Origin of the sequence: Bacillus sp. 2CMS4F (assembly GCF_023161785.1) — a bacterium.
Taxonomy (GTDB): domain Bacteria; phylum Bacillota; class Bacilli; order Bacillales; family Bacillaceae; genus Bacillus; species Bacillus halotolerans.
In genome coordinates, this window is record NZ_JALNTO010000006.1 from 13,040 (window position 1) to 30,789 (window position 17,750).

At 46.2% G+C, this 17,750-nt stretch carries 19 protein-coding genes; 12 read left to right on the plus strand and 7 right to left on the minus strand.

Annotated features, from left to right (window positions below; translation table 11 throughout):
• Positions 1–2 precede the first annotated feature (2 nt).
• Complete coding sequence (locus MTN95_RS10520) at positions 3–1,190, plus strand: class I SAM-dependent rRNA methyltransferase (RefSeq protein WP_105954465.1); 1,188 nt, start codon at positions 3–5, stop codon at positions 1,188–1,190.
• Positions 1,191–1,225: 35 nt separating this feature from the next.
• Here the strand turns inward: MTN95_RS10520 and MTN95_RS10525 are convergent, their stop codons facing one another.
• The 4 genes from MTN95_RS10525 to MTN95_RS10540 all read right to left on the minus strand — a co-directional run bounded on the left by MTN95_RS10525 (position 1,226) and on the right by MTN95_RS10540 (position 3,813).
• Positions 1,226–1,423 carry a YwbE family protein gene (locus MTN95_RS10525; protein ID WP_010332373.1) on the minus strand — a complete coding sequence of 66 codons (198 nt, stop codon included), beginning with the start codon at positions 1,421–1,423 and terminating at the stop codon, positions 1,226–1,228.
• A 34-nt stretch (positions 1,424–1,457) separates the two neighbouring features.
• Positions 1,458–2,660: an MFS transporter gene (locus MTN95_RS10530; RefSeq protein ID WP_248338095.1), complete on the minus strand. Its 1,203-nt coding sequence runs from the start codon at positions 2,658–2,660 to the stop codon at positions 1,458–1,460.
• A gap of 107 nt (positions 2,661–2,767) precedes the next feature.
• Positions 2,768–3,445 (minus strand): CidB/LrgB family autolysis modulator, encoded by a 678-nt coding sequence (locus MTN95_RS10535; protein ID WP_105954463.1) that lies wholly within the window; start codon positions 3,443–3,445, stop codon positions 2,768–2,770.
• Positions 3,427–3,813, minus strand: coding sequence for a CidA/LrgA family holin-like protein (locus MTN95_RS10540; protein ID WP_003222205.1), 387 nt, complete (start codon positions 3,811–3,813; stop codon positions 3,427–3,429). The genes MTN95_RS10535 and MTN95_RS10540 overlap by 19 nt, the downstream gene beginning before the upstream one ends.
• 105 nt (positions 3,814–3,918) lie before the next feature.
• On the opposite strand from MTN95_RS10540, the gene cidR reads away from it, so the two are divergent.
• The 7 genes from cidR (at position 3,919) to MTN95_RS10575 (ending at position 11,032) form a co-directional block, all read left to right on the plus strand.
• A complete protein-coding gene (cidR, locus tag MTN95_RS10545) occupies positions 3,919–4,827 on the plus strand; it encodes a cidABC operon transcriptional activator CidR (RefSeq protein ID WP_010332370.1) in 909 nt (302 codons plus the stop codon).
• Between the two features lie 7 nt (positions 4,828–4,834).
• Entirely contained in the window at positions 4,835–5,653 is an 819-nt protein-coding gene (gene thiM, locus MTN95_RS10550) for a hydroxyethylthiazole kinase (RefSeq protein WP_105954462.1), read from the plus strand.
• Complete coding sequence (thiE, locus tag MTN95_RS10555; protein WP_105954461.1) at positions 5,650–6,318, plus strand: thiamine phosphate synthase; 669 nt, start codon at positions 5,650–5,652, stop codon at positions 6,316–6,318. The genes thiM and thiE overlap by 4 nt, the downstream gene beginning before the upstream one ends.
• Positions 6,319–6,472: 154 nt before the next feature.
• Complete coding sequence (locus MTN95_RS10560) at positions 6,473–7,918, plus strand: FTR1 family protein (protein ID WP_227598546.1); 1,446 nt, start codon at positions 6,473–6,475, stop codon at positions 7,916–7,918.
• On the plus strand, positions 7,915–9,072 hold the full coding sequence (gene efeO, locus MTN95_RS10565; RefSeq protein WP_227598547.1) for an iron uptake system protein EfeO: 1,158 nt from the start codon (positions 7,915–7,917) through the stop codon (positions 9,070–9,072). Before MTN95_RS10560 ends, efeO begins: the two co-directional genes overlap by 4 nt.
• 18 nt (positions 9,073–9,090) lie before the next feature.
• A complete protein-coding gene (efeB, locus tag MTN95_RS10570) occupies positions 9,091–10,341 on the plus strand; it encodes an iron uptake transporter deferrochelatase/peroxidase subunit (RefSeq protein WP_105954458.1) in 1,251 nt (416 codons plus the stop codon).
• Positions 10,342–10,429: 88 nt separating this feature from the next.
• Positions 10,430–11,032 carry a DsbA family oxidoreductase gene (locus MTN95_RS10575; RefSeq protein WP_095712732.1) on the plus strand — a complete coding sequence of 201 codons (603 nt, stop codon included), beginning with the start codon at positions 10,430–10,432 and terminating at the stop codon, positions 11,030–11,032.
• 44 nt (positions 11,033–11,076) lie between these two features.
• Here MTN95_RS10575 and MTN95_RS10580 read toward each other — a convergent pair whose 3' ends face one another.
• The 3 genes from MTN95_RS10580 to slrA all read right to left on the minus strand — a co-directional run bounded on the left by MTN95_RS10580 (position 11,077) and on the right by slrA (position 13,523).
• Positions 11,077–12,618: a solute symporter family protein gene (locus tag MTN95_RS10580; RefSeq protein WP_248338097.1), complete on the minus strand. Its 1,542-nt coding sequence runs from the start codon at positions 12,616–12,618 to the stop codon at positions 11,077–11,079.
• Entirely contained in the window at positions 12,615–12,929 is a 315-nt protein-coding gene (locus MTN95_RS10585) for a DUF485 domain-containing protein (protein WP_024123298.1), read from the minus strand. The genes MTN95_RS10580 and MTN95_RS10585 overlap by 4 nt, the downstream gene beginning before the upstream one ends.
• Positions 12,930–13,364: 435 nt before the next feature.
• Positions 13,365–13,523: a transcriptional regulator SlrA gene (gene slrA, locus MTN95_RS10590; RefSeq protein ID WP_105954455.1), complete on the minus strand. Its 159-nt coding sequence runs from the start codon at positions 13,521–13,523 to the stop codon at positions 13,365–13,367.
• Positions 13,524–13,876: 353 nt separating this feature from the next.
• Here slrA and MTN95_RS10595 point away from each other — a divergent pair, with 353 nt between their 5' ends.
• The 4 genes from MTN95_RS10595 (at position 13,877) to galT (ending at position 17,749) form a co-directional block, all read left to right on the plus strand.
• The gene (locus MTN95_RS10595; protein WP_105954454.1) at positions 13,877–14,548 is read left to right on the plus strand and encodes a TetR/AcrR family transcriptional regulator; all 672 of its coding nucleotides are present in this window, start codon (positions 13,877–13,879) and stop codon (positions 14,546–14,548) included.
• A 17-nt stretch (positions 14,549–14,565) separates the two neighbouring features.
• Complete coding sequence (locus MTN95_RS10600) at positions 14,566–14,949, plus strand: GtrA family protein (protein ID WP_024123295.1); 384 nt, start codon at positions 14,566–14,568, stop codon at positions 14,947–14,949.
• 82 nt (positions 14,950–15,031) lie between these two features.
• Positions 15,032–16,204 (plus strand): galactokinase, encoded by a 1,173-nt coding sequence (locus MTN95_RS10605; protein WP_202853339.1) that lies wholly within the window; start codon positions 15,032–15,034, stop codon positions 16,202–16,204.
• 3 nt (positions 16,205–16,207) lie between these two features.
• Complete coding sequence (gene galT / locus MTN95_RS10610; protein WP_248338100.1) at positions 16,208–17,749, plus strand: UDP-glucose--hexose-1-phosphate uridylyltransferase; 1,542 nt, start codon at positions 16,208–16,210, stop codon at positions 17,747–17,749.
• Position 17,750: the final 1 nt, after the last annotated feature.

The following is a 17,750-nucleotide window of genomic DNA, read 5'->3' on the forward strand; positions in this document are numbered from 1 at the left end:
ATATGAAGCTACTCACCCTAAAGCAAGCACATGCTGCAAAAATCAAAAAAGGCTATCCGCTCATCGAAAAGGAAGCTCTCACCGGCAGTGCGGGGCACGTCAAAGAAGGCGACCTCGTTGATGTCGTGTCTGAAAGCGGCGAGTTTCTCGCAAGGGGCTATTACGGCCTGCAAAACAAAGGGGTCGGCTGGACGCTTACCCGCAATAAAAATGAACAAATCGATCAAGCATTTTTCCTCAGCAAATTAACAAAAGCGGTACAAGCGCGTGCAAACCTTTTTGCGGCGCCTGATACAACGGCTTTCCGTCTCTTCAACGGTGAAGGCGACGGCATCGGCGGCGTAACCGTTGATTATTATGACGGGTACCTGCTGCTCCAATGGTACAGCAAAGGCATTTACACTTTTAAAGAAACGCTGATTGCCGCTCTGGATGAACTGGATATTGAATATAAAGCGATTTACGAAAAGAAACGCTTCGATACGGCTGGACAGTATGTCGAGGATGATGACTTCGTGAAGGGAGAAAGAGGCGAGTTCCCGATCATCATTCAAGAAAACGGGATACAATACGCGGTAGATTTAAACGAAGGCGCCATGACCGGCATCTTTTTAGATCAAAGACATGTGCGCAAAGCGATCAGAGACCGCTATGCCAGTGGAAAAAACGTTTTAAACACGTTTTCTTATACGGGTGCGTTCTCAGTGGCGGCAGCATTAGGCGGAGCGGAGAAAACAACAAGCGTGGACGTGGCAAATCGAAGCCTGGCCAAAACGATCGAGCAATTCAGCGTGAACAAGCTGGATTACGAGGCGCACGATATTAAAGTGATGGATGTTTTTAAATACTTCTCATATGCGGCGAAAAAGGATCTGCGCTTTGATCTGATTGTTCTCGACCCGCCATCCTTTGCCCGCACAAAAAAACGCACCTTCAGCGCGGCCAAGGATTATAAAAATCTGCTAAAGGAAACGATCGCCATTACAGCCGACAAGGGCATCATTGTCGCCTCTACAAACAGCAGCGCCTTCGGAATGAAGAAATTCAAAGGCTTTATCGATGCCGCGTTCAAAGAAACAAATGAACGCTATACGATCATAGAGGAATTTACATTGCCGGAGGACTTTAAAACGATGTCAGCATATCCGGAAGGCAATTACTTAAAGGTTGTCTTTCTGCAGAAAAAATAAAAAGAAAAAAGCTGCCCCGGTGCAGGGCAGCCTTTTTATGTAGAAATGATTTGCTGGACGCGTCCGATACGGCCATCTTCAAGACGGACTTTAATGCCGTGCGGGTGATAGCTTGATTTCGTCAAAATATCCTTCACTGTGCCTCGCGTCAGTTTTCCTGTTTTTTGATCCGCTTTCAAGACAATATCAACCTGTAATCCTTTAGAAATGCTGCTCCGCTCTTGCCCGTTCATAGCACACTTCCTTTCTTTTTATTCATTATAGTCGTTATGGTTTAAAAGTAACAGCCGGCTGATGAAGCGTATGTTTATTTTTTTCTGCTTTTATTAAATATAATGTCAGCCCTGCACCCGCTATGCTGAGAATGGCGAAGAGCAGATAGACCGCGAAGATGGAAACGTAGTCAAAAATGTATCCGCCAACAAACGTACAGAACCAGTTGCCGAATCCGTTGCCGATGGCGGCGTACATGGTTAGCGCTGTCGCCTCCACATGGCTTGGGGTAATCTTTTTGACGTATTGCAGCGCCGCCGGAATAAATAAACCAATAGAAACACCTTGGAGACATACCGTCGCATAAATGATCCATAACGAAGGCTCTGTGAAGTAAAGCGTCCATCTGAATAATGAAACCCCGCCGGACAGTATGATGACATTGAGCAATCCCATTTTATCTATGAATTTCTGCGCAAACCTCATAAACGGAATTTCTGAGATCACTCCGATAAAAAATAAAAGGCCAATGACGGAAAGAGACGCGCCGCTTTTGTCGAGAAACAGACTGAAGTATGTATTGTTCGCTAAATTTGGTGCAAATGTCGTAAAGGTGATGATCATAAAGATGAGGAACGTTTTGTTGCTGACCAGCTCCCGGAACCCTTTGCGGATATTGATCTTTGTTTTTGTTTTCTGCTGGCCCGGCATTTGTGAGGCCAATATGGCTGCCATGCACAGAAAGGCACAGCCAAAGATAAAGATGACGTGGATGGGGTACAGCTGATTCGTCACCTGTCCCATGACAAACACCGCAGTGCCGAAGCCGAGAGAACCAAACAGGCGGATTCCGCCGTAGTTTCCGTTTGTTTGTTGTGTGTAGCGTAAAGAAATGCTGTCTGACAATGGAATGATTGTGCTCTGAAAGGCTGCAAAGCAGGCCGCAATCAGAATAAACAGCGGAAAGCCGTCAAATGCGATGTAGCCGAGCCCGATGACACCTGTTACCGAGGTGCAAACCGCAAGCAGGCTTTTTGTTTTTTGCGTATAATCGCTCAGCATACCCCAAAACGGCTGGAAAAAGATCATCACAATCGGGCCGAGTGACATAATCAAGCCGACTTGTGAGCCGCTTAAATGCTGTTCCTTTGTTAAATACATACTGAGCAGCGGAATGATACTGCCTGTGCCCAGGAAAGCAAATAAATAAAATCCTTTTAATGCGGCGTAATGTCGTTTCACCTGCAAACTGCGCATGAGGGCTCCTCCTTTAGTATCCACAAATTACATTATATTGTAAATTCCCAGCTTTTCAATGGAAGGAGACACAAAAAAACTGCCCTTGCCAGGACAGTTTTTTCTTCCTACATAAATGAAAGCAAAAACGGCGCCGCGCAAAGCGTCATGATCGCAGCTAAGATCATCGACACACTGGAAATCGTGCCGGACACTGAGCTAAGCTCAAATGCTTTGGATGTGCCCGCTCCATGTGCGCTTGTGCCGAGCAGCACGCCCCGCGCAATTTCGTTATCAATGCGGAAATAGCGGATGACCATCGGCCCGATGACGGTGCCGAACAATGCAGTCAAAATGACAAATATAGCTGTGACCGCAGGCATTCCGCCGATCATTTCAGATACGTTCATCGCGATCGGCGTTGTCACTGATCTTGGAACGAGGCTGTCAATCAAGCCGGTTCCGAGGTGAAGCCATTTCGCAATAAGAGCTGTAGAAATAATCGCGATGCATGAGCCGAAGGCGACGTTTAAAATAATTTCCACTGCGTATTTCTTTAAAACAGGGAAATATTTATAAAGCGGGATCGCAAATGCCACGGTAGCCGGCTGAAGCATATCGGTCAGCACTTCACCGCCGAGATTATATGTCTCGTACGGGACATTCACCAGCAGCAGCAGACCGACTAACACAGCGGGCGTCACCAATAGCGGCGACGTATAGACTCGCGGAAAACGCGAATATACTTTTTTTGCTCCTACATACACCAAAACCGTTAATAACAAACTTACAATTCCGATGAACACGTATGTTTTTTCTCCTTTCTTTTCGCAATGATTTGTGTAAGCGTTCCTGTGGACACCATCACGACAAACGTGCTGATGATGACAACAAGCAAAATGCTGACACCGAATTTTGACATAATGTCTCCGTATTCAATCACTCCGACGGCAGACGGGATAAAAAATAAAAGCAGCTCCCCAAGAAGCCACGCCGCGCCAAGCTCTATCCATTCAAGCTTGATGATTTTAAAGTGTAATAATGTGAAAAGAATCACAATCCCAATTATACTGCCGGGAATATTTATATGAAGAAGGGCTGTCACCCAATTAATCAGCCGAGCAAATATAAATAACAGAGCGATTTGAATAACGGTTAGCAACAGTTTTTTCATATTGATGCCTCCCTTATATTCATATTGTACATAAGGTCTCTCTATAGGTAAAATATATATAAAGCATAATAAGTATTCCTTTTGTCTATAGAAGAGGTGAAGTTCATGGATATCCGCCATTTAACATACTTTCTGGAGGTCGCCCGTCTGAAAAGTTTTACGAAGGCGTCCCAATCACTTTATGTTTCCCAGCCGACGATATCGAAAATGATCAAAAATTTAGAAGCAGAGCTTGGGATCGAGCTTTTTTATCGAAACGGCAGACAGGTGGAGCTGACGGACGCCGGCCATAGCATGTATGTGCAGGCGCAGGAAATCATTAAATCATTTCAAAACCTGACATCCGAGTTAAATGATATTATGGAGGTCAAGAAGGGGCATGTGCGAATCGGACTGCCGCCGATGATCGGCTCAGGTTTTTTCCCGAGAGTGCTCGGCGATTTTCGGGAAAATTATCCGAATGTGACCTTTCAGCTTGTTGAGGACGGCTCTATCAAAGTCCAAGAAGGCGTTGGGGACGGTTCTCTTGACATCGGTGTTGTTGTTCTCCCCGCAAACGAAGACATTTTTCATTCATTTACGATCGTAAAAGAAACATTAATGCTTGTCGTACACCCTTCCCACCGGCTGGCGGGTGAGAAAGAGAGCCGATTACAGGATTTGAAGGAAGAGCCTTTTATTTTCTTCAGGGAGGATTTTGTTCTCCACAATCGAATTATGATGGAATGTATCAAGGCCGGATTCCGGCCCCATATCATTTACGAAACCTCACAATGGGATTTTATCAGTGAGATGGTGTCAGCCAACCTGGGGATTGGACTTTTGCCGGAACGCATATGCCGCGGCCTTGATCCGGAAAAGGTCAAAGTCATTCCGCTTGTCGATCCGGTCATCCCTTGGCATCTTGCGATTATATGGAGAAAGGACCGCTATTTGTCCTTTGCGGCAAGAGCTTGGCTTGAACATACGAAATCGTATTTGTGGGATCCGAAAAAAAGAGAGAGTAAAGGATGATGCTAATATGGATGCACAATCAGCAGCAAAACGTCTAACAGCCGTCCGGAAGCATAGCCCTCTGGTGCACAGTATAACAAACAATGTTGTGACAAATTTTACAGCGAACGGCCTGCTCGCCCTCGGTGCATCACCCGTAATGGCTTATGCGAAGGAAGAGGTCGCCGACATGGCGAAAATCGCGGGTGCGCTCGTTTTAAATATCGGAACGCTAAGCAAAGAAACCGTCGAAGCTATGATCATTGCGGGTAAATCAGCGAATGAACATGGCGTACCCGTCATTCTTGATCCCGTCGGTGCTGGAGCGACACCGTTCCGCACTGAATCGGCACGTGAGATGATTCGTGAGGTGCGCCTCTCTGCGATCAGGGGAAATACCGCGGAAATTGCACATACCGTCGGTGTTTCGGATTGGATGATCAAAGGAGTCGATGCCGGTGAAGGCGGAGGCGACAGCATCCGTCTGGCTCAACAGGCGGCGCAAAAACTGAACACGGTCATTGCGATTACTGGGGAAGTCGATGTAATTGCCGACGCATCTAACGTATACACTCTTCATAACGGCCACAAGCTGCTGACGAAGGTGACAGGCGCTGGATGTCTTCTGACTTCAGTTGTCGGTGCATTTTGTGCAGTGGAAAAAAATCCGTTATTCGCTGCCATCGCTGCGATTTCCTCATATGGTGTTGCGGCTCAGCTTGCCGCGCACCAGACAGCTGACAAAGGTCCGGGGAGTTTTCAGATAGAATTGCTGAACAAGCTGTCTTCTGTCTCTGAACAGGATGTACTAGAGCTAGCGACAATAGAAAGGGTGACAGTCTCATGACACGTATTTCTCGGGAAATGATGAAAGAGCTATTATCTGTTTACTTCATTATGGGTTCAAACAATACGAAAGCCGATCCTGTGGCAGTCGTGCAAAACGCATTAAAAGGCGGTGCCACTCTGTACCAGTTTCGTGAAAAGGGCGAGGGCGCATTGACAGGAGAGGAAAGGATTGCCTTCGCCGCAAAGGTTCAGGCGGCATGCCGTGAAGCCGGAGTCCCTTTTATTGTCAATGATGATGTGGAGCTGGCACTGATGCTGAAGGCAGACGGTGTGCACATCGGCCAAGAGGATGCGAAAGCAAAAGAAGTCCGTGACGCCATTGGCGATATGATTCTTGGCGTGTCCGCCCATACGATGTCTGAGGTGAAGCAAGCCGAGGAGGATGGAGCAGATTATGTCGGTCTCGGGCCGATCTATCCGACGGAAACGAAAAAGGATACGAGAGCTGTACAGGGTGTGTCTCTGATTGAAGCGGTGAGACGTCAAGGCATCAGCATTCCGATTGTCGGCATCGGCGGCATCACAATAGAAAATGCCGCTCCCGTCATCGAAGCGGGGGCTGATGGTGTCAGTATGATCAGCGCAATCAGTCTGACGGAGGATCCGGAAGAAGCCGCACGCAAATTTTACGATGTTATTCACACATATAAGACCGGAAGATAACCCGATTTGCCTTCAAAAGGCTGTCCTATAAAGGGCAGCCTTTTTGCTGTTCCGCCAAGGTTTTCAGACCTTCAAATTTTCATTGACAAAGATCGGGAACTGGCTATGATTATGATATACAATGATAATCATTTTCAATTATAGGAGGAACATGATGGCACGGGGGCTGACACTTATATTACTCAGCTTGTTGATGTTTTTCGGTTCGGCGGTGCATGCGGAAAATGATCCGATTGCTTCCCTGCTTGAATTAAACAAGCAAATGATCAAATCTGTACGAGACGGAGATATAGATGCCGCACAGCAAACATTTGAGACCTTCAAATCGGCGTGGAAAAAGGAAGAACCATCTATTAAGAAGGAAAACCTTTCATCCCACAGCAAAATGGACTCGAATATCGCTATGATTTCTCTTTCTTTCATTAATCAAGACGCGAACAAACTCGAAACACAGCTTGAAGAGCTTTCTTCTCACTTAGAAACCTACCAGCAGGCTGTTGTACTGAAGAAGGCATCCTCGGGTCAATCAAGGACGTCCTTAACAGCCTATATTCAAAGCTTAAAAGACACAAAACAATTGATAGAAAAAAAACAGATGGGTGAAGCGTCAGCCGCTATCGACAACTTAATCACATCTTGGCTGGCCGTAGAAGGAGACGTCGTATCTCAATCCAAAGAAGCGTATACCACATCGGAGGAAAATCTGGCACTCATGAAGGCTGAAATCGACAGCCATCCCGATCAGGTCATAAAACAGATTGACGAAATGATTCAATTGCTTGAGCCGATTGCTTCGAGCAGCTACAGCTGGTGGGACGCGGCCTTGATCCCAATTCGAGAAGGAATGGAGGCGCTGCTTGTCATCGGGGCGCTTTTGACCATGACAAAAAAAGCCCGTGTCACCCGTTCTTCCGCTTGGATCTGGGGCGGCGCGTCAGCAGGCATGTTCGTTTCCTTAGCAGCCGGAATCGGCGTCACCCTCCTGTTCTCCTCGAATGTATTCGGAGAAAACAATTTCTTGCTAGGCGGAATCACCGGCTTGCTGTCCGCTGTCATGCTTTTGTATGTCGGGGTGTGGCTGCATAGAAACGCCTCGATGGACAAGTGGAGAGAAAAAATCAATATCCAGAAATCACAGGCGCTGAAAAAACGAAGCCTGCTTTCCTTTGCGCTCATTGCATTTCTGGCAGTCGTGAGGGAAGGGCTAGAAACAGTCATCTTTTTCATCGGCCTTGTTGGAAAGCTCTCTCTCACTGAGCTGATCGGCGGGACAGCCGCGGGGCTTGTCGTTCTCGTCATCGTCGGTGTTCTTATGATGAAGCTCGGAATGCGCATTCCATTGAAGCCGTTTTTTCTGCTGTCAATGGCGGTTGTCCTGTATATGTGCGTGAAATTTCTCGGAACGGGCGTCCACAGCCTGCAGCTCGCGGGGATTCTTCCGTCTGACGCAGAAAGCTGGCTGCCGTCTGTGTCCGTTCTCGGAATTTATCCGTCCGTGTACAGTACGATTCCGCAATTGCTGATTTTGCTATTTTTACTGATTGCGCTTATCTCAGAAGCGGCAAAACATTATACAAACGGAAAGGAACTGACAAAATGAATATCACAAAGATTGCTGTAACAGCCGGATGCATCCTTGCACTGTGTGCGGGATGCGGAGCCAATGACACTTCGTCAACTAAAGAAAAAGCGTCATCTGATAAAAGCGGAGTAAGCAAAGAGATCGCAGCTTCCGTTGATAAAATGGAGAACATGATTTCCGAACTGAATGAATCAGCTGAAAAAGCCGATCAAAAAGAGATACAAAAGAAGGGGAAAGAATTAAACAGCTACTGGCTTTCTTTTGAAAATGATATTCGCAGCGACTATCCGTTCGAATACACAGAAATCGAAAAGCATCTTCAGCCAATCTACACAGAAGCACAAAAAGCCAAACCGGATACAGACAAAATCAAGACAGAATCCGAGTCACTGAAAGCGTCCTTAGAAGACCTGACAGAAGCGAAGAAGAGCAGCAAAAAGGCAAGCGATCAGCTGGCAAAAGCGGCAGATGAATATAAAGACTACGTCAAAGAGCAGAGCGATCAGCTTGTGAAGGCGACTGAAGCATTTACAGCTGCCGTGAAGGCAGGCGATATTGAAAAATCAAAGACGTTATATGCGAAAGCGCGCGTCTATTACGAAAGAATTGAACCGATTGCCGAAAGCCTCGGAGATCTTGACCCGAAAATTGATGCCCGTGAAAACGATGTAGAAGAAGGAGACAAATGGACAGGGTTCCACAAGCTTGAGAAAGCCATTTGGAAGGATAAAAATATTTCCGGGGAAAAGGCAACGGCTGACCAGCTTGTCAAGGATGTAAAAGAGCTTGACGGTTCGATTGAATCATTGACATTAACGCCTGAACAAATTGTGGCTGGCGCGATGGAGCTTCTGAACGAAGCAGGTATTTCTAAAATTACGGGTGAAGAGGAGCGCTACTCACGAATCGATTTAGTCGATCTTATGGCAAATGTTGAAGGCTCCGAGGCTGTGTATCAAACTGTGAAAAGCGCGCTCGTAAAAGACCACTCTGATCTGACGGAAAAGCTGGATACCGAATTCAGCGAATTTGAAGTTTTAATGGCAAAATACAAAACGAATGATCAGGCCTATACGTCTTATGATAAATTAAGTGAAGATCAAATCAGAGAGCTGAGCACAAAGCTGACGACTCTTTCTGAAACCATGTCGAAGATTGCGAATGTGCTATAAAAGGAGTTTTGTAACAGCATGAGCGATGAACAGAAAAAGCCAGAACAAATTCACAGACGGGACATTTTAAAATGGGGAGCGATGGCTGGGGCGGCCGTGGCGATTGGCGCCAGCGGCCTCGGCGGTCTCGCTCCGCTTGTTCAGACCGCGGCTAAGCCATCGAAGAAGGACGAAAAAGAGGATGACCAGGTTGTTCCATTTTACGGAAAGCATCAGGCCGGAATCACCACTGCCCATCAGACGTACGTGTATTTTGCCGCGCTTGATGTGACGGCGAAGGAGAAAAGCGCTATCATCACGTTATTCAGAAACTGGACCAGCCTGACACAAATGCTGACGTCAGGAAACAAAATGTCGAGCGAGCAGAAAAATCAATATCTGCCGCCGCAGGATACGGGTGAATCGGCTGATTTACCGCCTTCCAACTTAACGGTTACTTTTGGCTTCGGGCCTGACTTTTTCGAAAAAGATGGAAAGGATCGTTTCGGACTGAAAGGCAAGAAACCGAAACACCTTGCTGCTCTTCCGGCGATGCCGAATGACAATCTCGATGCGAAGCAGGGAAACGGAGACATCTGCATCCAAGTATGCGCAGATGATGAACAAGTGGCGTTTCACGCGCTGCGAAACCTGCTGAATCAAGCGGTGGGAACCTGTGAAGTCCGCTTTATAAACAAAGGCTTTTTAAGCGGGGGCAAAAATGGAGAAACGCCGCGCAATCTATTTGGGTTTAAAGATGGAACAGGGAACCAAAGCACCAAGGATGACACATTGATGAACTCGATCGTGTGGATTCAGTCTGGCGAGCCTGACTGGATGACAGGCGGAACTTATATGGCTTTTCGGAAAATCAAAATGTTCCTTGAAATTTGGGACCGCTCTTCCCTGAAGGATCAAGAGGATACTTTCGGCCGCAGAAAAAGCTCCGGGGCGCCTTTTGGCCAAAAAAAGGAAACAGACCCCGTCAAGCTGAATCAAATTCCGTCAAATTCGCACGTCAGCCTTGCGAAATCTACAGGGAAACAAATTTTGCGAAGAGCTTTTTCTTACACGGAAGGCATTGACTCCAAAACCGGTTATATGGATGCAGGTCTCCTGTTTATCAGCTTTCAAAAAAATCCCGACAATCAGTTCATTCCCATGCTGAAGGCACTTTCGGCAAAGGATGCGTTAAATGAATATACGCAAACGATTGGTTCTGCTTTATATGCAATTCCCGGCGGGTGTAAAAAAGGAGAATATATCGCTCAGCGGTTGCTTGAATCGTAAAAGGAAGCCATGCAGGCTTCTTTTTTAAAAAACAGTTGTAACTTTTATTGTTACAGTTTAAAATCAACCTATACGAAAGGAGACAATCATGACAGTACAAATAAAAGTTTATTCAGATTACGTCTGCCCATTTTGTTTCATTGGAAAAGCCGCTTTTGAAGAGGCGATAAAAGGAAAGGATGTTGAAGTCGAGTGGATGCCGTTTGAATTGCGTCCAAGTCCTTCACCGCAGCTTGATCCTGTAAACGACCCTTCCAAGAAGTATATGTGGCAAACCTCGATCAGACCGATGGCGGAGAAATTGGGAGTCGATATCAAATTTCCAAACGTCTCGCCTCACCCATATACAGACTTGGCTTTTGAAGGCTTTCACTTTGCCAAAGAATACAACAAAGGACATGAGTACAATACCCGTGTATTTGCAGCATTTTTCCAAGAGGGCCAAAACATCGGGGAGATTGATATCTTGACGAAGCTGGCGGAGGAAGTTGGCTTAGACGGAGCATTATTCAAAGCTGCGCTGGAAGCAAGAACATATCAGGACGTGCAGCGGCAAGCTCTGAAGCACGCCTATGAAGAAGCTGACATTACAGCCGTACCAACCTTTGTCATCGGCGACACCGTGATTCCGGGAGCAGCCGGCAAGGAAGTATTTGAAAACGCGATTTCTCAGGAACAACAGAAAACGTAACCTAAGAAAGCTCTCTAAACAAAAATCTGTTTAGAGAGCTTTTTTTAATCCTGATCCATATGAATTCCCGTATGCGCCTTCACCTGTATTTCTGCAAATGTATCTTCATTAGCCGTTTTATCAGAAGACATAAGCGTTCCAAGCCACGCACCGAGGAAGCCGAGCGGAATCGAAATGATGCCCGGATTAGACAGCGGGATAAGCGGCTCGCCTACAAAAATAGCACCTCCGGCCGGGTCCCACACACTCGGGCTCATCGACACGAGGACAAGAGCACTGATCAGCCCAGTCAGGCTGCCCCATAATGCGCCTGAGGCATTGAATCTTTTCCAAAACACAGTAAACACAATCAGCGGAAGGTTTGCGCTGGCGGCAACGGCAAATGCCAATGCGACAAGAAAGGCGACATTTAAGGATTGAGCAAAAATCGCAAGAATGATAGACAGCACTGACACGGCGACAGATGCCCATCTGGCCGCTTTCATCTGTTCTTTCTCAGTTGCTTCTCCTTTTCTGATAATCTGGCTGTAGATATCATGGGCAAACGCTGAAGCGGCAGACAGCACCAAGCCTGTCACCACTGCCAAAATCGTGGCAAAGGCGATGGCTGATACAAACGCGAACAAGAAATCTCCCCCGAGTGCTTTAGCCAGAAGCGGCGCCGCCATGTTTCCCGCTGGATCGGCCGCTGTAATCGCGTCAAAACCGACAAACGCGGCCGCGCCGAATCCGAGAAATACCGTCATAATGTAAAACACACCGATGATCCATGTTGCTGAAACGACTGATGCCCGGGCAGTTTTGGCATCCTTAACTGTATAAAAGCGAATTAAGATATGCGGAAGGCCGGCGGTCCCCAGCACAAGTGCCAAATTCAGCGACAGGGTTTCAAGCGGGACCTTGTATTTGTTCCCTGGATTTAAAAAATCAGCGCCAAGCGGAGTAGCGGTTTTCATTTGCTCAAACATTGTATTAAGGTTAAAACCGAATTTAGAAAAAACGATGATGGAGATGACGAGGGTGCCGGCCATCAGCAAAACGGCTTTGATAATCTGAACCCAGCTCGTCGCGATCATTCCGCCGAACACGACATAAATGGTCATGAGCACTCCGACAATCAGAACGGCCGCGGTATAATCGAGCCCGAGCAGCAGTTTAATCAGCGCCCCTGCCCCCACGAGCTGAGCGATCATATAAAAGGTAGAGATGGCGATGGTATTGAGAGCGGCGACACCGCGGATCTTCTTTTCTTTAAAACGCGCCGCAATCATGTCCGCCATCGTATACTTTCCGAGATTCCGAAGCGGCTCCGCCACGATATAGAGGACAACGAGATAAGCGACAAGAAAACCGATGCTGTAAAAAAATCCGTCGAACCCATATAACGCAATCATTCCGGCAATGCCGAGGAACGACGCGGCAGACATGTAGTCGCCGGCAATTGCCAGTCCATTCTGAACACCGGTGAGCCCGCCGCCGGCCGTATAAAACTCACTCGTCGTTTTCGTTTGTTTCGCGGCAAAATACGTAATCACAAGCGTTAGACTGACAATCGCTACAAATAACAGAAACGCTGTCAGGTTCATGTCTGTTCACCCTTCAGCTCTTCTTTTAAAGCGTTTACAAATTGGTCGTAACGAGCTGCCTTTCGGGAATACACCGTACAGAGTGTCCACGTCATAGCGAATTGAGCGATGGCAAACAGCCAAGCCCATGAAACAGCACCAACTGCCGGAGTATTCAAAAAGGTGAAATAAGACGTTAAAACTGGGAGTGAAAAATAAAAGACAAAAAAGAAAATCGCAGTTGGAACAATAAAGGCCCGTTTCTGCTTCAAAAAGGCTTGAAAAGATGGAGACCCAGCAATCTTTTGGTAATCAGCTTGCGATCTGTACATGGCTTTCCTCCTTTTATTCTGCTGAAAAATAAGCATAAAGGTACACCAATAGGTATGTACAGAAAGTCTGATTTATTCTTCAGGATCATAAAGTGGACGAAAAAAGCAGGAAACGTGAAGATAAGACGCGGGGGTATAAAACGGGCGAAGGTTTTCCAGCTGCCGCATATAAACAAGTTTGCTTTCAAAACCTCACCAATTGCAGCCTATGCAAAGCTGCTCTTTTTCTAAAGTCCGGTTTCATGTTCGCATCACCTCTTTATGACAATGCATGTGCCAAGAGGTGACCGCATCACCAGCTGTCTGTCATATTTTAGGCTGAAACACCGTTTGTCCTCAAAATCGGCGCAGTATATAAGCTATCGAATAGAGGAAATGGTGAAAACTCAGATCAGATGATAGAAAAGCCAGAGGTAAAAGATCCGCCTGTCCGGATTAGTCTTGGCGGACGGTTTTTTTGTGATTGGTTTTTCTCATCGCTGTTTCAGATTCTAAAAACTGCCTCACATCATGAATGCCTAACCCAAGGGATCTAGCTTCTTGAATCAACATATGCCAATCTTTGTCCAAATCTTTTTTAACTTGAGTTTTCATAGTAACCTCCAATTGTATAAAATGTTTTCCTGCAACATCCTGGCAATAAAAGACAAGCCGGTGCGATGATGAGGCGAGTACAACAAATTTCACACATAGTTGCTCGGTGTTCACAAACTGAAGGAAAAATCACCTACCTATTCCCTAAAAAATTGACTAATATAACCAATGGACCTTATTTATAATAATAAACAATTAAATACTGACTGGATAGTATGTAAATGAAAATAAATCCTATTGCCTATTAAATATGACCCCTTAACAACCGAATAGCATACCTCTGGAAAGAAATAAATACCGCAAAAGATTGATCCGGTGTAAGATAAGGGTAATCATATCGGCTGGAGAAAAATATGAAAAAAAACAAATTTCAAATTAAAAGAGAGCAAACATTTGAAAAATTTATAGAGGCTGGCCTGAATCTATTGATTGACCGAGCGTATGACCCTGTGTCTGTGGAAGAAATCAGCAGAGCTGCCGGGTACAGTAAAGGCGCATTTTATGTTCATTTTGACAACATGGAAGACTTCCTGCAGCATATCTTCGAAAATCATCAAATGAAAAAACAGATTATCAGCGGCTACCTGGATGAAATCGAGCGGACATCTGCGAAACCGCTGACGCTGCATGAGGCTGCAAAACATGCCGCAGAGCTGCTGTTTTCTTACTATAAAAATAAACCATCATGGGACATCACCTCGTTTGCAATGAATATGCCGACCTTTAAAGCTGTCCAAAAATGCAAGGCTTATGTAGGGCTATACGAATTGTGGGTGGAAGAAAATACGTCATATATTCATTGGCTGAAGGAGAGAAAGCTGGTTGACGACAGTATTGATCCTGAATATACGGCTAAAATAATATGTGCGGTGCTCGACGGAATCATCAAACAATCGCGTGTATTGGGCCATCCGGCCACATTCCGCAGCTTTTTTGACGCGCTTTCCGTTTTTGTTACTTTTAACCGCGAATACGCAAAGCTAAGAAATTTGAAAAGTTTTTCAGAAAGCGAGGAACATCAGTGAAGTATAGAGAAATGATTATGTATATCATTATGGGGGTTTTCACGACAATCGTGAATATCGCCAGCTTTTATATATTGGTAGAGATCATGAATGTGGATTATAAAGCTGCTACAGTAGCCGCTTGGATTTTGTCTGTTCTGTTTGCTTACATCACAAATAAAGTATATGTGTTTCAGCAGAAGACTGATGACCTGCAAAGCCTGCTGAAAGAGCTCACTGCCTTTTTCAGCGTTCGTGTGCTGTCTCTCGGCATAGACCTTGGCATGATGATCATCCTTGTCGGACAGTTCCATACAAATGAAACGCTGGCCAAAATACTCGACAATGCGGTGATTGTTGTCGTCAACTATGTCGCAAGCAAATGGCTCGTCTTTAAAAAGACAAAAGAAGAAGGGGTATGACAGGGACGGCAGCATATGATCTTCCGTTTTCGTTACAGAAAGACCGGGAAACAAAAAATAAAAACCATGAAAGGTGATGCACATGCGGGAAGAATTGAAGGGGATATTTGCAAGTGTATTCGGAGAGAAAGAGGGATTACGGTTTTTTTTCGCACCGGGAAGAGTGAATCTGATTGGAGAACATACAGATTATAACGGCGGGCACGTGTTTCCGTGCGCGCTGACCATGGGTACATATGCTGCTGTTGCAGAAAGAAAAGACGGGCTGGTCAGATTGTATTCGGACAACTTTCAGGAAGCCGGCATAAAGGAATGCAGTCTTGACGGCATCCGTTATCAAAAAGAAGATGACTGGGCCAATTATCCGAAAGGCGTCATATATGAATTTCAGCAAAGGGGTTATTCGATTCCGCATGGCTTTGACATCGTGTTTTCAGGGAATATTCCAAACGGGGCAGGGCTTTCATCTTCCGCTTCCATTGAGCTGCTGATGGCGGTCGTGCTCCAAAGCTATTTTCATCCTCAACTCGAGGCGCTGGAGCTTGTCAAAATGGCACAGCATGCGGAAAACACATTTATCGGGGTCAATTGCGGAATTATGGATCAATTCGCAATCGGAATGGGGAAAGAACATCATGCGATCCTACTGAACTGCGATACGCTGGACTATGAATATAGCAAACTCGATGTCTCCGGGCTTGCGCTGGTTATTGCGAACACGAACAAAAAAAGGACATTGGCGGACTCAAGCTATAATGCGAGACGCCAAGAGTGCAGTGACGCATTCCTGGATCTGCAAAAGGAGCTCGACATTACATCACTTGGCGACATCAAGCCTTCTGACTTCGACGCTCACTCTGGCCTGATCCAAAATGAAACGAACAGACGCCGCGCAAAGCATGCCGTATATGAAAACCACCGCGCCATCAAGACAGCCGACATGTTTAAAGAAAACAATATTCAGGAAATCGGGCGGTTAATGAAGGAATCCCACCTTTCATTGAAGGATGATTACGAGGTGACATGCCCGGAACTTGATGAGCTCGTATTTGCAGCGTGGGAGCAAGAAGGAGTGATCGGCTCAAGAATGACGGGAGCGGGTTTCGGCGGCTGCACGATCAGTATTGTAAAGGATGAATTTGTTGATGACTTTATCCAAAAGGTTGGAGACAAATATCAAGAAAAAACAGGACTGAAAGCGGATTTTTATGTCGCTGATATTGGAGAAGGAGCGAGAGAATTAAAGGGGGAGTGACACATGAGCATTTTTGAACATCTGGAACAGCTGATAGAGTATGGGCTGGAACGAAAGCTGATATCGATTTGGGATCAGGAATATACGAGAAACCGACTTTATGAAGCGCTGGACATCAAACATCCCCAGCCGGTCTCAAGCACACTCATTAAGCAGAGCAAGCGTCTTCCTGACTTGCTTTCTCCCATTTACAAGTGGGCGGCAGAAACCGGCCGTATAGAAGCAAATACAGACATCTATCGAGATTTGCTCAGTGCAAAGCTGATGGGCTGTTTTGTCCCGCCTCCGTCTGAGGTCATCCGCAAGTTTGAAGAGACAAAGGCGTTATACGGACCGAAACAGGCGACAAAAGAGTTTTATCAGTATGCAGAGGATGTCTATTATATCAGGTCTGACAGAATCGCCAAAAACGTTCATTGGACGGTGCCGACCGAATATGGCGAGCTGGAAATGACAATTAACCTGTCAAAGCCCGAAAAGGACCCGAAGGCGATTGCGGCTGCCAAAGAACAGACGCAGACGAATTATCCGCCGTGTGTACTTTGTAAGGAAAATGTCGGCTTTGAGGGAAGTGTGAACCATCCGGCCCGGCAGAATCACAGAATGATTCCTGTTATTCTCAGAGACGAGCAATGGTATTTGCAGTTCTCGCCATACGTGTATTATCCGGAGCATTGCATCGTTTTAAAGGGTGAGCATGAACCGATGGAGATCAGCAAAAAGACATTTGAAAGACTGCTCTCATTCCTCGGGCAATATCCGCATTATTTTATCGGATCAAACGCAGACCTGCCGATTGTCGGAGGCAGCATTCTAAGCCACGACCATTTTCAGGGCGGGGCGCACGATTTTCCGATGGCGCGTGCCGAAATGACGGACAGATATGAATTAAACAGTTATCCCGGCGTGTCACTGGGCTTAGTGAAATGGCCGATGTCTGTGCTCAGGCTTCAGGGAGACGATCCGCATATTGTCGCTGAGGCAGCGGACCATATATTCCGTGCATGGCAGCAATATTCCGATGAAAAAGCCGGCATAGCCGCCTTCACAGGGGATACGCCCCATAATACGGTCACACCGATTGCAAGACGCAGGGGAGGCTCATATGAACTCGACATCGTGCTGAGAAACAATCGGACGGATGAGGAGCATCCATTAGGAATCTTCCATCCTCATCAGGAGGTTCATCATATTAAAAAAGAAAATATCGGCCTGATTGAGGTTATGGGCTTAGCGATTTTGCCGGGCCGTTTACAGAAAGAAATGAAAGCAACGGCAGCGTCCCTGTCCTCTGCTGATCCGAAAACAGCATTAGAAGAAAATGAGCTGACGGCTAAACATAAGGATTGGGCTCTTCGTCTGATGGAAAGAAGAACCATAACAAAAGAGAATGCGGAACAGGTTATAAAAGAAGAGCTTGGCCATGTATTCGCACGCATTCTTGAACATGCCGGCGTATTTAAACAGACACCTGAAGGAAAACAGGCCTTCAACAGGTTTATCCATTGTTTAGGCGTCAAACAAGTAAAAAGCCTCAACCGTTAAG

Bases quoted from the DNA above. Each gene is read 5' to 3' on its own strand.
- MTN95_RS10580 (WP_248338097.1), bottom strand. From the start codon at position 12,618: ATGAACCTGACAGCGTTTCTGTTATTTGTAGCGATTGTCAGTCTAACG.
- MTN95_RS10560 (WP_227598546.1), top strand. From the start codon at position 6,473: ATGGCACGGGGGCTGACACTTATATTACTCAGCTTGTTGATGTTTTTC.
- thiE (WP_105954461.1), top strand. From the start codon at position 5,650: ATGACACGTATTTCTCGGGAAATGATGAAAGAGCTATTATCTGTTTAC.
- MTN95_RS10595 (WP_105954454.1), top strand. From the start codon at position 13,877: ATGAAAAAAAACAAATTTCAAATTAAAAGAGAGCAAACATTTGAAAAA.
- slrA (WP_105954455.1), bottom strand. From the start codon at position 13,523: ATGAAAACTCAAGTTAAAAAAGATTTGGACAAAGATTGGCATATGTTG.
- MTN95_RS10605 (WP_202853339.1), top strand. From the start codon at position 15,032: ATGCGGGAAGAATTGAAGGGGATATTTGCAAGTGTATTCGGAGAGAAA.
- galT (WP_248338100.1), top strand. From the start codon at position 16,208: ATGAGCATTTTTGAACATCTGGAACAGCTGATAGAGTATGGGCTGGAA.
- efeO (WP_227598547.1), top strand. From the start codon at position 7,915: ATGAATATCACAAAGATTGCTGTAACAGCCGGATGCATCCTTGCACTG.
- thiM (WP_105954462.1), top strand. From the start codon at position 4,835: ATGGATGCACAATCAGCAGCAAAACGTCTAACAGCCGTCCGGAAGCAT.
- MTN95_RS10600 (WP_024123295.1), top strand. From the start codon at position 14,566: ATGTATATCATTATGGGGGTTTTCACGACAATCGTGAATATCGCCAGC.
- MTN95_RS10575 (WP_095712732.1), top strand. From the start codon at position 10,430: ATGACAGTACAAATAAAAGTTTATTCAGATTACGTCTGCCCATTTTGT.
- MTN95_RS10525 (WP_010332373.1), bottom strand. From the start codon at position 1,423: ATGAACGGGCAAGAGCGGAGCAGCATTTCTAAAGGATTACAGGTTGAT.
- cidR (WP_010332370.1), top strand. From the start codon at position 3,919: ATGGATATCCGCCATTTAACATACTTTCTGGAGGTCGCCCGTCTGAAA.
- MTN95_RS10585 (WP_024123298.1), bottom strand. From the start codon at position 12,929: ATGTACAGATCGCAAGCTGATTACCAAAAGATTGCTGGGTCTCCATCT.
- MTN95_RS10530 (WP_248338095.1), bottom strand. From the start codon at position 2,660: ATGCGCAGTTTGCAGGTGAAACGACATTACGCCGCATTAAAAGGATTT.
- MTN95_RS10520 (WP_105954465.1), top strand. From the start codon at position 3: ATGAAGCTACTCACCCTAAAGCAAGCACATGCTGCAAAAATCAAAAAA.
- efeB (WP_105954458.1), top strand. From the start codon at position 9,091: ATGAGCGATGAACAGAAAAAGCCAGAACAAATTCACAGACGGGACATT.
- MTN95_RS10540 (WP_003222205.1), bottom strand. From the start codon at position 3,813: ATGAAAAAACTGTTGCTAACCGTTATTCAAATCGCTCTGTTATTTATA.